Origin of the sequence: Novosphingobium sp., assembly GCF_030699305.1 — a bacterium.
Taxonomy (GTDB): domain Bacteria; phylum Pseudomonadota; class Alphaproteobacteria; order Sphingomonadales; family Sphingomonadaceae; genus Novosphingobium.
The window spans coordinates 104,322-118,683 of record NZ_JAUYNB010000038.1 but is presented as its reverse complement, the minus strand read 5'-3'; the positions used below and the strand labels follow the sequence as shown (position 1 = coordinate 118,683).

Sequence of the window (14,362 nt, the reverse complement as noted above, 5' to 3'; positions counted from 1 at the left end):
CAATCCCTGCAATGCCCTCTTCGAAGCCAGGCCTGCCAGCCGGGTCGGTGCTGGCCATTTGCCTGGTCCAAACGGCGTGGGCGCAGGACGCCGGGGCCATCATCGGCGATGCTACCGAGGCGGACAGCGCTGCGACCGAGGAAATCGTGGTGTCGGGCCGGTCATTCGCCGGACGGGCGCTGAGCGTGCTTCCGCCCGAACTGCAACTCGATGAGGAAGAAGTCGCCTCCTATGGGGTCAGCAGTGTCGGTGAACTGATCGCGGAATTGTCGGTGCTCACCCGCAGCGGGCGCGGGCGCGGCGGGAACCGGCCGGTGATCCTGGTCAACGGCCAGCGCACCGCCAGCGAAACGGAAGTGCGCGAACTGCCGACCGAGGCGATCCGCCGGGTCGATGTCCTGTCGGAAGAAGCCGCGCTGCAATACGGCTTCAGTCCGGATCAGCGGGTGCTCAACTTTGTCCTGCAAAAGGACTTTCGCGCCCTGACCGTGCGCTCCGACCTGACCTTTGCGACCGATGGAGGACGCCGGGGCCTGCGCGGCGAAGCCGGATTTCTGAGCACGTCGGACAACGGTCGCTGGAGTGTCGGGATCGATTACCGCCGCGATGCGCGGCTGCTGGAAAGCGAGCGGGATATCGTGCAGCCGCCTGCCGATATCCCGTATGGTTTTACAGGCGTGTTCGGGCCGGTCGTCGCCGGAGCCACGCTGGACCCGGCGCTGGATCTGGCGGCGGGCGCGCCCGTCCGCTTTGTGCCGGTCCCGGAAAGTGCTGCGGCTATCGTGCCAGGCCTGTCGGCGCTGGTGCCACTGGCCAACCGCGGAGAGGCGATCAACGCCGGGCAGTATCGCTCCTTGCTGCCGGACCAGCGGCAGTTTCGGCTGAACGCGACGTTCAATCGCCGGATCGGTCCCGGCACCTTCCTGACGCTGAGCGGCCTGTTCGAGGAGCAGCAACGACAATCGCTGCTGGGCCTTGCCGATATCAGCCTGCGGCTGCCGTCAGGCAATCCGTTTTCGCCGTTCTCGCAGGATGTGACAGTGCTGCGGGTGGCCGCGCAGCCACGGCAGCGCGATGTCACCGATCGCACGATCGACTTTGGCGCAGCACTGACCGGAAACTGGGCGCAATGGCAGTGGAGCCTGACCGGTCAGTTCAACCGGGTCAGCACCGACCGCCAGACCGCGCGCGGCTTTGCGACGGCTGACGCGGAAGCGCTGCTTGCCGCTGCGGATCCGGGCTTCAACCCTTATTCTGACTGGGCCGGCAGCAGCCTGGCGCCCGGCCTGATCGAGATCGACCGCATTGTATCGCACCGCTTGACCACCGACTTCGTGGTGAACGGCCGGGCAGTGACTCTGCCAGCCGGGGCAGTATCGACCAGCCTGCGGGTGGGCTTTGAATCCGCGCGGCTGTCGCGCTCGGCTGCCGATCCCGCCATGGTCGCCGCCGTCCGGCTGAAACGGGACCGGCTGCTGGTTCAGGGCAACATCGACGTGCCGGTCGTCGCGGCCGGGATGTCGCGGATCGTGCCGGGCGATCTGACGCTGAACGCCAACGCCGAATGGCGCAATCTGTCCGATTTCGGCAACCTGCTGAACTATGGCGCCGGTCTGAACTGGCAACCGGTGCGAGCGATCCGGCTGACCGCCTCGTTCAACCGCGAACAAGCCGCGCCCGATCTGGCCGACCTGGGCAATCCGGTGCAGATCACGCCCGGATACCGGATCTTTGATGCAGCGCTGGGCAGCACGGCCGAAGTCAGCCGGATCGATGGCGGCAATCCCGGCCTGACCAGCGACACCCGCGACGTGTTCAAGCTGGGCATCGTGGCCGAACCGCTGGACGGCACCGATCTGACGGTAACCGCCGATTATGTCTGGCAGAAAGTCGTCAATCCCGTGCGGTCCTTTCCGGTGGCAACCCCGGAGATCTTGCTGGCGTTCCCGGACCGGTCCTTGCGCGATCCCGCTGGCCGGTTGACGCAGATCGATGTGCGTCCGGTCAATCTTGCCCGCAGCGAACGCGAAAATCTGCGCTGGGGCGCGACCTGGCGAAGCCGGATGGGGCGGCAGGCCGATTCCCCGGCATCCCGCCAGCGCACCCCAATGCCGGGCCGCGAACGCGGTGACCGGTTGCAGCTGTCGATCTTTCACGTCCTGCACCTGGCTGACCGCCTGACCGTGGCGGCCAATGGCCCGGTGTTCGATTATCTCGGCGGCTCTGCCCTGAACGATCGGGGCGGACAGCCGCGCCATGAAATCCAGGTGCGGGCCGGTGTGAACAAATCCGGGGTCGGCCTCCGGCTGGAAGCGGACTGGCTGGGGCCGACGCGGGTCACCGGCATTACCGCGAACGATGACCTGCGCTTTGCGGACAACCTGGTGATCAATGCACGCCTGTTCGGCAATCTGGAGCGCATGATCCCGGACGGACCGGGCTGGGCCAAAGGGACGCGCGTTTCGATTGATCTGCGCAATCTGTTCAACCGGCGCCCGGCGGTCAGCCGGGTTGCCGATGGCAGCACGCCTCTGGCCTATCAGCCAGCCACCCTCGAAGCACTGGGGCGCAGTATCCGCCTGAGCCTCAGAAAGCAGTTCTGAACACCGCCCCTCAATCCCCGGCTGACATGCGCCGCTGGCGTGCGGGGGCGTCCGACCAGCGGATAGCGTTTCGCCTCAGACTGGGACCTCCGTCGATATCGACATTGCGGTATCAATGATCCGTTCTGCGGAAGGGCTTAACAGACGACCGGTCTGCCGCACCAGGACGATTTCGGCCGTTGGGAGTTGATGGAACGGCAGGGGGAACACTTCAACCAGCGCGCCGCTGGCTGCATCGTCTGCAACCAGCGACCTGGCTGTCAACCAGACGGAATCGGTCGCAATCGACACGGCCCGCAACACTTCAAAATCGTTACATTCGACAGTCGTTTCCAACAGTCCGAACGGCCGCCCCAAGGATAACCCCGCTGCCTGCGGGTAGCGCCCGGTCATCCGTGGATAGTGTTGCAGGTCGGTCCAGCTGGCACTTTGCCCATGAGCCAGCAAGGGATGACCGCAGCGAACAAACAGTCCCATTGGCAACTTGGCAAGCGGGGTGACGTCCAGGCTGCTGTCGGCCTCAAATGTGTTGGCGCTGCATATCCCGAAATCGAAGGTGCCGGCCAGAACCCCATCGATGATCGCCGAGGTTTCCCGAACGATCGCAGTAACCAACAGACCGGGTGTCGTTCTGAGTGTCTGGGCCAGGATCTGTCTGAGCATGCAGCTTGCCGCAAGCGGTCCGAGCGCGAAGCTGACTTTGCCGATGTCACCCTGCCTGCGCAGCCGGACATTGTGCTCAACCAGTTTCACAGACCCGAGAATGCGGCGCGAATCCTCGATCAGTTCTTCACCTGCTGCGGTCGGCGCGACGCCTCTGGAAAAGCGCTCAAACAGCAGAACTCCGGCTTCGGCTTCGAGTAACGCGATGGCGCGGCTTAGCGCCGGTTGCGTCATGCCAAGGGCATCCGCAGCGCGCGTGAAGTTTCGTTCCTGCGCGAGGGCGATCAGCTGTTGCATTCGTCGGATTGTTAACAATGCCTTGAACTCATGCTTCCATATCATGCAATGCATTGGACATATAGCACGATCACCCCCAATCCGTCCCCATAAACATTCTACCGGGGAAGAGAGAGCATGTCAGATGAAGTTGCGGCCCTGGCGCCGAAGCCAGACCATGTGCCGGACGAACTGGTCGTGGATTTTGACTATGTGCATCCCGCAGGGCTGAAAGAGCTGGGCGTCTATCGGGCCATGAAGCGGCTGCATGACGGACCGGACATCGTGTGGACGCCGCGATATGGGGGCCATTGGCTGGTCACCCGCGCAGAAGACGTTCGGTTTGTGCAGAACAATTACGAAATCTTCAGCCACGAAGAATTCATGATCCCGCGTCAGTTGATGGCATTCAAGCCTGTCCCGCTGGCTGTGGACCCGCCAAACCACGCCCGTTACCGGGCTGTACTCAATCCGGCCTTTGTCCCTTCCGCAATAGCGCGCATGCGCGAGGACGCGCGAACGCTGACCATCGAGATAACCGAAAGCCTGCTGGCCGCCGGGCACTGCGAGTTCATGTCGGCATTTGCCCGGATCATGCCGGTGACAATGTTTCTGCGGATCGTCAATCTTCCGCTGGACCGGCGTGAGGAGTTCGTCGAATGGGGCATCGCCATCATGTCGAGCTATTCGGTCGAAGAGCGGACAGCGTCGATGGTGCGGGTCAGAAATTATCTGAAAACCGTCATTGACGAGCGCGAGGGCGGTGACGGCGAGGATCTGCTGACGCGCGTCGCCGGTTGGCGAAACAATCCGCGGTTCGAAAGCGATGAAGAAACGATGTCGATGGCAACGCTGCTGTTCGTCGGCGGCCTTGATACGGTGGCTTCGCTGCTGGGCTACACGGTGCACTATCTGGCCGAGCATCCCGAACTTCAACAGCGCCTGCGTGATGACAAGGCCATTATCCCGGCCGCCTGCGAAGAGTTTCTGCGGCGCTTTGGCCTGTCCAATACCGGGCGGATATTGACCCGTGACTTTGAGTATAAGGGCGTCCTGTTCAAAAAGGACGAGATGATCATGGTCCCCAACAATCTTTCGGGACTGGATGAACGGCTATATCCTGATCCATTGGAAGTGCAGTTCGACCGGGGCATTGGTCCGATGGATCACAATACCTTCGGTAACGGACCGCACAAATGTATCGGCGCCGCGCTGGCGCGGGCCGAAATTCAGGTTTTCCTCGAAGAGTTCGTGGGGCGCCTCCCCGTGTTCCGGCTTGATCCGGGTAAAGCCAACACCGAGCACTGCGGGTCGGTCCCGGGGTTTGACGAACTGCACCTGCGCTGGAACTGAGAGAGTTTGGAAAATGACGATCATGACGGACGCGCTCGCGTGCTTCACCCTGACGAACAAGGTCGCGCTTGTTACCGGAGGGGCGCAAGGGTTGGGCAAGGAAATCGCATCCCTGTTCCTCGATGTCGGCGCTTCGGTAGTGCTGACCGACCTGAACGGCGAAGCAGCCATGGCAACGGCGGCTGAACTGGCCCCGAAAGGCCCAGTGATCGGTCTTGCCATGAATGTAGCGGATGAAGCGGCTGTCCAATCTGCGTTTGCTGCTGCCGCCAGACATTTTGGCGGCGTCGACATTCTCATCAACAATGCAGCTTACCGGAAAAAGGCCAGCACGATGGACATGCCCGTCGAGGAATGGGACATGATGCATGCGGTCTGCACGCGCGGCACGTTTTTGTGCCTGCGCGAAGCGGTGAAGCAGATGAGGGGACGCGGCGGGGGTTCTGTCGTCAACATCTCCTCGATGAGCGCCCAGCACCCGACGATTTTTCCCAACATGCACTATGATTCCGCCAAAGCCGGGGTCGATGCCATCACCCGGTTGGCGGCTGTGGAGTTCGGGCGGGACGGAATTCGGGTCAACTCCGTACTGCCCGGCGGGATGGCCACACCGGGGCCGGACAAGATGCGCGCCATGGAAGCGCAAGGCGGACCCAAGATCGAGGGGCCAGCGCTCATTCCGGGGCGAAACATCCTTGGCCGCGTCGCCCAGCCGATTGAAATGGCTCGCGCCGTGCTGTTCCTCGCCAGCGATGCGGCCAGTTACATCACGGGTGCCGAACTTCTGGTCGACGCCGGCTTTACCAAGGGTTGATCGCATGAATGACCTCCTTCTCAACAATCGCCCGCTCATCGGCAGTGATCGCCCGGCGACAACCAGCCTGGGCACCAGAGAGCATGTGAACCCGGCAACCGGGCTGGTGCAGGCGGTCATTCCGATCTGCGGAAAGCCCGAGATCGATGCCGCCGTCCAGGCGGCGGTGGCCGGCCAGAAAGCATGGCGCGATCTGGGACCAGCCGGTCGCCGCGATGCCTTGTTCCGCCTCGCCGATCGTGTCGAACACCATGAAGAGGAGTTCAGCCGGCTGGCCGCGCTTGAGGTGGGTACACCGGTTTCAACCAGCGCGGGCAAACTGGCCGTGTCGTGGATCCGTTATTACGCAGGCTGGGCCGACAAGATTGAAGGCTCGATTACCGAACCGATCGGCGCGCGCGGCCTCGCTTATGCCAAGCACGAGCCGATCGGCGTCATCGGTGTCATCATTCCTTGGAACGGCCCTTTGGTGGCCATCTGCATGACGGCCATCCTGGCGCTCGCCGCTGGCAATGCCGTGGTCCTCAAGCCGCCGACCCAGACTCCATTTGTCGCAATCCGTTTCGGGGAACTGGCGCTGGAAGCCGGAATTCCGGCAGGCGCGCTGAACGTGGTTCAGGGCGACGCGGCAGCAGGCGACGCGCTTGTTGCCCATCCGGCTGTCGGGAAAGTGAGCTTTACCGGCGGAGAAATCGTTGCAAAATCGGTGATGCGGACCGCCGCCGAGCACTTGAAACCGGTGGCGCTCGAACTTGGCGGAAAGTCCGCAAATCTGGTCTTCGCCGATGCCGATCTGGACACGGCCGCCGGGATGGCCGCCACGTGTTCCTTGATTCCGATATCAGGCCAGGGCTGCGTCCTGCCGACGCGGGTCTATGCCCATGCGGCGATCTTTGATGAGCTGGTCGAACGGATTGCAGCGCAGGCCAAGGCATTTGCCATGGGCGATCCGCTGTCGCCATCGACCCTCATCGGCCCGGTCATTCACGAAGCGGCAGCGCAGCGGATCATGGGGGTGATCGAGCGCGCCAAAGCAGAATCCGGCGGCCAACTGGTTGCCGGTGGCAACCGCGGCGCTGGCGATCTTGCGGCCGGTGCCTATGTCGAACCGACCGTTTTTGCCGGGGTGGCGCATGACAGCCATCTTGCCCGGGAGGAGGTGTTTGGCCCGGTCCTGTCGGTCATCCGCTTCTCGGATGATGCACAGGCGGTGGCAATGGCCAATGATTCCCGGTTTGGTCTTGGCGCTTATCTGCACACGCGCGATCTGGCGCGCGCCCACACAGTTGCCGCACAACTGGAAGCAGGCTGCGTGGCGGTCAACGGGATGTTGCCGATAGCGCCAAACCTGCCCTTCGGCGGCTACAAGCAATCGGGGTTCGGACGCGAAGGTGGACGCCCCGGCCTCGAGGAATTCATGCAGATCAAGCAGGTCATGCTTCACCTGCCCTGATGGGATGCCACGATGAACCGTTCCGCTGACTATATCATCATCGGCGGCGGCAGCGCCGGATGCGTCCTTGCTGCACGCCTGACCGAAGATGCCGACACCAGGGTCGTGCTGCTGGAAGCAGGCGGAGAGCATGACGCCTTTCTCGTCAACATGCCCGCTGGCACGGCCAAGCTGATGGGACATGAAGTCTATGACTGGTGCCTTCCCACGCAAGCTGATCCGACCATCGGCGGACGCGCGATACCGTGGTCGGCAGGCAAAGTGCTGGGGGGCAGTTCCTCCATCAACGGCCAGGTTTACATGCGCGGCGAGCGTTCGGACTATGACAACTGGGAAAAGCTGGGCTGCACTGGCTGGAACTGGAGTTCGGTTTTCCCTTATTTCCTGAAATCGGAAACACTCCACCACTCGCCGTCGCAATCCCATGGCAACCATGGCCCGCTCAGCGTTTCACCGGTTCGCGAGCCAGAGCCCATCGGCCAGCACGTCATCGACGCTTTCGGGCAGATCGGCGTGCCGCTGAACGATGACTATTGCGATGGCAGCCAGTTCGGCGTCTACCGCGTTTACGCCACCCAGAAGGATGGCCGGCGGTGTTCGGCGGCCAATGCCTATCTTGATCCCGTCCGCGCCCGCCCGAACCTTACGGTGATCACCGGAGCGCATGTCGACCGGATTGTCATCGAAAATGGCCGCGCAACCGGCGTCCTCTTCCGCGACCATAAAAAGACAGTTCACATCCGGGCACAGCGCGAGGTGCTGGTGTCAGCCGGAACCGTTCATTCGCCCGCGATCCTGATGCGGTCCGGAATTGGTCCTGCCGCACATTTGCAGGATCATGGCATCGCCGTCGCGGCAGATTTGCCAGGCGTCGGCCAGAACCTGCGCGAGCATAACACTATCAGCGTGGCACAGCTGGTTTCCATCCCGACGATGAGCGCGCAGCTCGGCCCCTTGCGTATGATTGGCCATCTGTTCAATTATCTGGTGCGCAGCAAAGGCCTGCTCACCACGCCAGCCGTGCAGGTCATGGCCGCGCTCAAAAGTGATCCTGATCTGGTGGATCCCGATCTCATACTGTCGATGCTGCCGGTTGCTGTCACCTTCAATGACAAGGGCGATGCCATTGTCGAACCGCGCGCTTCATTCAGCTTTGGCTTCCATGTTGCGCGTCCACAGAGCCGCGGCCAGATCAGATTGCGCAGTGCCGATCCGCACGACAAACCGGTCATCGATCATCGCCTGCTGAGCGATCCCGGCGACGTCGCCAAGTTGGTCAAGGGGCTGCGAATTGTTGAACGGGCTTCCCGCGCTCCGGCCCTTGCATCGATTGTGACCGGAATCCTCAAGCCATCGCCCTTCCCCGAATCTGACGCGGAGCTTGAGGCCTATGTACGCCAGGCTGGGGGCATCGGTTATCACAGCATTGGCACCTGCCGGATGGGTCCTGACGGCGATCCGCTGGCGGTTCTTGACCCCGAGCTCAGAGTGCGCGGTGTTGCCGGATTGCGCGTCATTGATGCGTCGGTCATGCCTGAGCCGGTCTCCGCCAACACCAATGCCCCTACGATCATGATCGCAGAGCGCGCTGCCGAGTTCATCAGGGGAATAGCATGACCATTGCTCGCCTGTTCGGGCTGGAAGCCAAGCGCGCGCTGATTATCGGCGGCACGCCCATCGGGCACGCGACACAGGCGCTGTTTGCTGAAGCAGGCGCGACCTGTGTGCTCGTTGATCCCCAATCTGATCCTGATGCTGTCGCCGGAGCAGTGGACGAGTTCGCGGCGCAACACCGGGGGATCGACATTCTGGTGTACGCCGCCACGCTTACCGGCACCTTTCCGCTCGCCAATCTCACGCTGGAACAATGGGACCGGCTGCATAATCACAATCTGCGCGGCGCATTTGTCGCCATTCGTCAGGCTGTCAGGCATATGCGCGATCATGACGGCGGGGTGATCGTCGGGGTATCGACCATGGGTGCGGTCCATCCTGTCTTGCAGGGCAATGCCGCCTATGGATCCAGCAAGGCTGGCCTCAACGCCCTGATCCGGGCTGTAGCTCTGGACGAACATGCCAATGGCATCCGCGCCAACATCATTATGCCCGGCGCGGTTCCGGTCGGAGACCCGGACGCCGATACTGTCCGGCTTGGCGGGCCAGCGATGGAGCCCGGCAGGCTGATGCTGGGCATGGGAAGCTGCGAAGATGTGGCTGCGGGAATCCTCTATCTGGCGTCACCAGCCTCCCGCTTCATGACGGGGCAAGCGCTTGTGCTGGACGGCGGTTTTCTGATTTCCTGAGCGCCGGAAGCTTTATCCGGACAGCAACAAGGGGATTGCGCAAAGCCTTGCAGCGCCCTGCCCGGTGGCAAAGTCTCATGGCCCGCGTTGCAGCACGGGCAAGGGAGTATCTGGCCGGCAGGGAACGTCTCGCATCAGGCCGACACGTCCGATCGCTGCGACCAGATTCTTTGCGCCGTTACGCTGACCGTCAAAACAGGCCGACGGTGTATGCCGTGTAGGCGCCATAGGATGCGACGAGCACGGCGCCTTCCTTTCGGCTCAACCGGCCGCCGGAGAAGGCAAACAGCATGACAATCAACGATGCCGCCACCAGCAGCCAAAGGTCGAAGGCCATGATGCTGGCGGGCACGCCGGTGGGAGCAGCCACCCCCGTGATGCCGCCAATGAACAGGATGTTGTAAATGTTCGAACCCAGCACATTGCCCAGCGCAATGTCCCCTTCCTTGCGATAGGCCGCAACGGCAGACGTGACCAGTTCCGGGAAGGACGTGCCAACGGCCACGATCGTCAGCCCGATGACGGCGTCGCTCACCCCAAGCTGTTCTGCCATCTCGATGGCGGCATTCACCAGGAGCGTGCCGCCGCTGACGATCAGCGCAAGGCCGGCCAGGAACAGCAGAATTGCAACCGACAGCCTGCCCCCGGGTTGCTCCTGCGGAACGAGGGCCGGATCGAGTTCCTCCATCGCCACAGCGCGATCAAACGCCGCGCTGTGGGGGCCTCCCGCGCGTTCCTGGCGATAGGCGTAGTAAATGTAGCCCGCCATCGCGATCAGAAAGGCGATGCCAACCCCGCGCGAAAGGCCAACGGTCGCCCCGGCTGCAAGCAGTGCCAGAACGGCCATGGTGCCGACGCCGCCATCGCGCCACAGGGCACGGGTGCTTACCGCGATGGGTGCGATCAGAGCCGCCGCTCCGAGGATCAGCAGTGCATTGGCGATGTTCGATCCCACGATGTTGCCGATGGCGATGCCCGGAGATCCAGCGAGGCTGGCTTGCACACTGGCCGCAAGTTCCGGCATCGAAGTGCCCATGCCTACCACTGTCAGCCCGATCAGCATTGGCGAAAGACTCAGCCGTTCGGCAATCCGCACGGCCCCGCGCACCAGCAGGTCGCCGCCTGCAATCAGCAGCACAAGGCCCAGCAGCAGGAACAATATATCAGCCATCATGGTGTAGCAGCTACCTTCATCCGGAAATCGGCAGCCGACCGTTAGTTTGAAGTCGGGCACCTGTCATCGGGAATGTGCCGGGGCGGCAGTCAACAATCCCGGGCTTCTGGGGGTTGGCGGTCAATCCGGAGAGGGATGCCGATGCCCGCCGCACGCGCGCTCAAAGAAGGTGCGGGGCTGTGAAGCTGATCGCGACGGCGTGATAATACCCGGCATCGCTTGTCAACACCCCCCCGGAATGGGAAGCTGCCGGCGCTGACTGGAGTGTTTCATGACCCGTATCGCGACCCTGACCCTTAACCCGACGATTGACGGATCGAGCGAAGCCCAAACGGTTCAGCATACCCATAAGGTTCGCACGACCAATGACCGCTTCGATCCGGGCGGGGGCGGGATCAATGTGGCGCGGGTGCTGACGCGGCTGGGGGGCGAGGTCGAAGCCGTCTATCTGGCCGGGGGCGTGACGGGGCCGGTGCTGGGCGGGCTGCTCGACCGGGCAGGACTGGTCCATCGGGCGATTCCGATCGCCGGAGATACCAGGGTCAGTCTGGCCGTTCATGAGCGGCAAAGCGGCAAGGAATACCGTTTTGTGCCGCAGGGACCGCGCGTCAGCGAAGCGGAATGCCGACACTGCCTCGACATGATCGGCAAGCTGGACTGTTCATGGCTGGTGCTGAGCGGATCCTTGCCGTCCGGCGTGCCCGATGATTTCTATTCCCGCATCGTGGAGCTTGCCCGCGCCCGGCAGATTGCGGTCGTGCTCGACACCTCGGGCATGGCACTGAAAACCACGCTGGCGCACGGCGGGGTGCGGCTGGTCAAACCCAGCCTTGGCGAGATGGAACAGTTTGCCGGTCATCCGCTGCAGGATCAGGACCAGATCATCGCCGCCGCGCAAGCCGTGGTGGCATCAGGCGGCGCAGAGCTTGTCGCGGTCAGCATGGGTCACAGGGGGGCGTTGCTGGTCGAAGCCGGACAGGTTCTCGTATTGCCTGCCATCCCGGTCGAGGTGCGCAGTGCCGTCGGTGCGGGAGACAGCTTCGTCGCGGCAATGACCTTTGGCCTGGCTGCGGGATGGGACAGCGGGCGGGCCTTTCGTCTGGGCATAGCGGCTGGAACGGCCGCCGTGCTCACGCCCGGTACGGACCTGTGTCATCGCGCCGATGTCGAGCGGCTCGCGGCGACCATTGGCGTCAGTGGGCTGGGTGAAGGAGGGCAGATCACGTGAAAGTCGCCGTATTCAGCACCAAGCCTTATGACCGCGAGTTTCTTGCGCAAGCCAACCTGGCGGCAGGCGACGCGCATCAACTGCGGTTTCTTGAGCCGCGGCTGGGCATCGAGACCGCCGCGCTTGCGCATGACGCAGCCGCGGTCTGCGCCTTCGTCAACGATGTCCTCGACCGGCCGGTGCTGGAGTTGCTGGGCGCCGGCGGCACGAAACTGGTGGCACTGCGCTGCGCCGGCTTCAACAATGTCGACCTTGCCGCCGCGCGGGAACTCGGCATCGCCGTAGCGCGGGTACCGGCCTATTCTCCCGAGGCCGTGGCCGAACACACGGTCGCCCTGATCCTGTCGCTCAACCGCAATATCCACCGGGCCTATGCCCGGGTCCGCGAAGGGAACTTCGCGCTCGACGGTCTGCTCGGCTTCGACCTCAAGGGCCGCACGATCGGCATTGTCGGCACCGGCAGGATCGGCATCTGCGTGGCGCGGATCATGGTCGGCTTCGGCTGCCGGGTGCTCGGCTTCGATATCCGGCACGATCCTGAATTCACGCAGATCGGCGGCTGCTACATCGATCTGGACGAGCTGCTGTCCGCGTCCGACATCGTCACGCTGCACTGCCCGCTGACACCGCAGACCCATCACCTCATCAATGCCAAGGCGATTGACGCGATGAAGCCGGGTGTGATGATCATCAACACCGGCCGGGGCGCGCTGGTCGAGACACGGGCGCTGATCAAGGGCCTGAAGAGCGGCCGGATCGGCCATGTCGGACTTGATGTCTACGAGGAAGAGAGCGACCTGTTCTTCGAAGATCTGTCCGAACAGATCATTCAGGACGATGTTTTCGCCCGCCTGCTGACCTTTCCCAATGTCCTGATCACCGGCCACCAGGCCTTCTTCACCAGCGACGCGCTGACCGCGATCGCCGGGACGACGATCGGGAACATCTCGCAGTTTGAGCGCACCGGGCAGCCCACCCATCCCGTTTCCGTGGAAATGCTGGCCTGAAGCATGGCGGAGTGGCTCGCCCTGCTGCCCATCCTGCTGCTGTTGCTCTGCATGACGGCGCTGGGCTGGTCCGCGGCCAGATCGGGCATGATCGGCGCGATTGCGGCTGCCGGGCTGGCGATTCTCGCGTTCGATTACGGCACTGACGCCGTCGGCCTTGTCGGCCCGATGCTTGAAGCGGGTTTCACGACCGCGACGATCCTGTGGATTGTCTTTCCGGCCCTCGCGCTGCACGAGGTGCAGACACGGTCGGGGGCTTCGGAGCGCATTGGCTCATGGCTGACCTCGGTTTCGGACCGGCCCGCAATCCTCGTTTTGATCCTGGCATGGTTTTTCGCCCTGCTGCTGGAAGGTGCCGCCGGGTTCGGCACGCCGGTGGCTCTGGTTGCGCCGATGCTGGTGGCGATCGGCTTTTCGCCCCAGCGCTCGCTTGTTCTGGCCCTGATCGGGCACGCTGCGGGCGTATCCTTCGGAGCGGTGGGCACGCCGATACTGCCGCTTCTGGAGGCCGGGCCGGTCGATCCCGGTGAACTGTCGCTGATCATCATGCTGCTGCACGCGGCGTTGGGCTGGACGCTTGCAGCGCTGGTGTTTCGGCTTGCCATGACCGAGGGCCGCGCCGGGAACTGGGTGCTGGCACCGCTGGCCGGCTTCCTGTTCCTGCTGCCCGCACTGGCGCTGGCCTGGCTGAGCGGCCCCGAGCTGCCCACGCTGGGCGGCGCTTTGATCGGCGGCGCGGTGTTCATTTCACTGGTGAAGTGGAAGTGGCCGACGGCCCAGCCTGATGGCGCCCGGGCCGGGGATGGCGTGCTGTCCGCAGTCCTGCCTTACGGGCTGGTTCTTGCGGCGATTCTGGCAAGCCGCACATTCACGCCGATGGCTGAGGCCATGCAGGCAGTCGTGCTGGAATGGGATCTGGCGGGCCGTTTCACCGGCGCGGTGATGCCGCTCTACCATCCCGGCACCCTGCTGCTGCTGGCGCTTGCCGGCGCGGTCATCGTGCGGCCGGAGAGCCGGGCTGTGATCGGGCCATCACTGGCCACTGCGGCCCGCCGCCTGCCTGCGGTGACGCTCGCGCTGGTCGCTGTCCTGCTGCTTTCCCGGATCATGGTTCACAGCGGCATGATCGACACGCTGGCCAGCGCTTCAGCAGCGCTGCTCGGGCCAGCCTGGCCAGCGGCCGTTCCGCTGGTCGGGGCGCTCGGGTCCTTCATCACCGGGTCCGCCACGACCTCCAACATCCTGTTCGGCGGGTTTCAGGTTGCCGCAGCGGATGCATCGGGGCTAGCGCCCCTGTTGGGCCTGGCAGGCCAGGGCTTCGGCGCAGCGATCGGCAATGTCATTGCGCCCCATAACATCGTGGCGGGAGCGGCAACGGTCGGTCTGGTCGGCCGCGAAGGCGCCATCCTGAAAGCGACGCTGCCGGTTTGCCTTGCCTATGCCACGGCGGGCGGCCTGTTGCTGCTTGCCCTGGCGGCAGTCTGGTAA

The 14,362-nt window shown here is 63.6% G+C and carries 11 protein-coding genes; 9 read left to right on the top strand and 2 right to left on the bottom strand.

Annotated elements, in window-relative coordinates:
- Positions 1-11: 11 nt before the first annotated feature.
- Positions 12-2,603 carry a TonB-dependent receptor gene (locus Q8Q53_RS15235; protein ID WP_305702636.1) on the top strand — a complete coding sequence of 864 codons (2,592 nt, stop codon included), beginning with the start codon at positions 12-14 and terminating at the stop codon, positions 2,601-2,603.
- 75 nt (positions 2,604-2,678) lie between these two features.
- On the opposite strand, the gene Q8Q53_RS15230 is transcribed toward Q8Q53_RS15235, so the two are convergent.
- Complete coding sequence (locus Q8Q53_RS15230) at positions 2,679-3,563, bottom strand: LysR family transcriptional regulator (RefSeq protein ID WP_305702635.1); 885 nt, start codon at positions 3,561-3,563, stop codon at positions 2,679-2,681.
- Between the two features lie 117 nt (positions 3,564-3,680).
- Here Q8Q53_RS15230 and Q8Q53_RS15225 point away from each other — a divergent pair, with 117 nt between their 5' ends.
- The 5 genes from Q8Q53_RS15225 to Q8Q53_RS15205 are packed head-to-tail and all read left to right on the top strand — an operon-like array spanning position 3,681 to position 9,465.
- Positions 3,681-4,895, top strand: coding sequence for a cytochrome P450 (locus Q8Q53_RS15225; RefSeq protein WP_305702634.1), 1,215 nt, complete (start codon positions 3,681-3,683; stop codon positions 4,893-4,895).
- Positions 4,867-5,709: an SDR family NAD(P)-dependent oxidoreductase gene (locus Q8Q53_RS15220; RefSeq protein WP_305702633.1), complete on the top strand. Its 843-nt coding sequence runs from the start codon at positions 4,867-4,869 to the stop codon at positions 5,707-5,709. The genes Q8Q53_RS15225 and Q8Q53_RS15220 overlap by 29 nt, the downstream gene beginning before the upstream one ends.
- Entirely contained in the window at positions 5,669-7,162 is a 1,494-nt protein-coding gene (locus Q8Q53_RS15215) for an aldehyde dehydrogenase (RefSeq protein ID WP_305702632.1), read from the top strand. The genes Q8Q53_RS15220 and Q8Q53_RS15215 overlap by 41 nt, the downstream gene beginning before the upstream one ends.
- 12 nt (positions 7,163-7,174) lie before the next feature.
- Positions 7,175-8,779 (top strand): GMC family oxidoreductase, encoded by a 1,605-nt coding sequence (locus Q8Q53_RS15210; protein ID WP_305702631.1) that lies wholly within the window; start codon positions 7,175-7,177, stop codon positions 8,777-8,779.
- Positions 8,776-9,465, top strand: a complete 690-nt coding sequence (locus Q8Q53_RS15205; protein WP_305702630.1) for an SDR family NAD(P)-dependent oxidoreductase — start codon at positions 8,776-8,778, stop codon at positions 9,463-9,465. Before Q8Q53_RS15210 ends, Q8Q53_RS15205 begins: the two co-directional genes overlap by 4 nt.
- A gap of 190 nt (positions 9,466-9,655) precedes the next feature.
- On the opposite strand, the gene Q8Q53_RS15200 is transcribed toward Q8Q53_RS15205, so the two are convergent.
- Complete coding sequence (locus tag Q8Q53_RS15200) at positions 9,656-10,699, bottom strand: calcium/sodium antiporter (protein ID WP_305702629.1); 1,044 nt, start codon at positions 10,697-10,699, stop codon at positions 9,656-9,658.
- 211 nt (positions 10,700-10,910) lie between these two features.
- On the opposite strand from Q8Q53_RS15200, the gene Q8Q53_RS15195 reads away from it, so the two are divergent.
- Genes Q8Q53_RS15195 through Q8Q53_RS15185 form a run of 3 tightly spaced genes read left to right on the top strand, consistent with a single transcriptional unit; the run spans position 10,911 to position 14,362 of the window.
- A complete protein-coding gene (locus Q8Q53_RS15195; RefSeq protein WP_305702628.1) occupies positions 10,911-11,867 on the top strand; it encodes a 1-phosphofructokinase family hexose kinase in 957 nt (318 codons plus the stop codon).
- Entirely contained in the window at positions 11,864-12,874 is a 1,011-nt protein-coding gene (locus Q8Q53_RS15190; protein ID WP_305702627.1) for a 2-hydroxyacid dehydrogenase, read from the top strand. Before Q8Q53_RS15195 ends, Q8Q53_RS15190 begins: the two co-directional genes overlap by 4 nt.
- Before the next feature lie 3 nt (positions 12,875-12,877).
- Positions 12,878-14,362: an L-lactate permease gene (locus Q8Q53_RS15185; protein WP_305702626.1), complete on the top strand. Its 1,485-nt coding sequence runs from the start codon at positions 12,878-12,880 to the stop codon at positions 14,360-14,362.

Coding starts and splice junctions, on each gene's coding strand:
- Q8Q53_RS15195 (WP_305702628.1), top strand. CDS start 10,911: ATGACCCGTATCGCGACCCTGACCCTTAACCCGACGATTGACGGATCG.
- Q8Q53_RS15185 (WP_305702626.1), top strand. CDS start 12,878: ATGGCGGAGTGGCTCGCCCTGCTGCCCATCCTGCTGCTGTTGCTCTGC.
- Q8Q53_RS15235 (WP_305702636.1), top strand. CDS start 12: ATGCCCTCTTCGAAGCCAGGCCTGCCAGCCGGGTCGGTGCTGGCCATT.
- Q8Q53_RS15205 (WP_305702630.1), top strand. CDS start 8,776: ATGACCATTGCTCGCCTGTTCGGGCTGGAAGCCAAGCGCGCGCTGATT.
- Q8Q53_RS15230 (WP_305702635.1), bottom strand. CDS start 3,563: ATGCAACAGCTGATCGCCCTCGCGCAGGAACGAAACTTCACGCGCGCT.
- Q8Q53_RS15210 (WP_305702631.1), top strand. CDS start 7,175: ATGAACCGTTCCGCTGACTATATCATCATCGGCGGCGGCAGCGCCGGA.
- Q8Q53_RS15225 (WP_305702634.1), top strand. CDS start 3,681: ATGTCAGATGAAGTTGCGGCCCTGGCGCCGAAGCCAGACCATGTGCCG.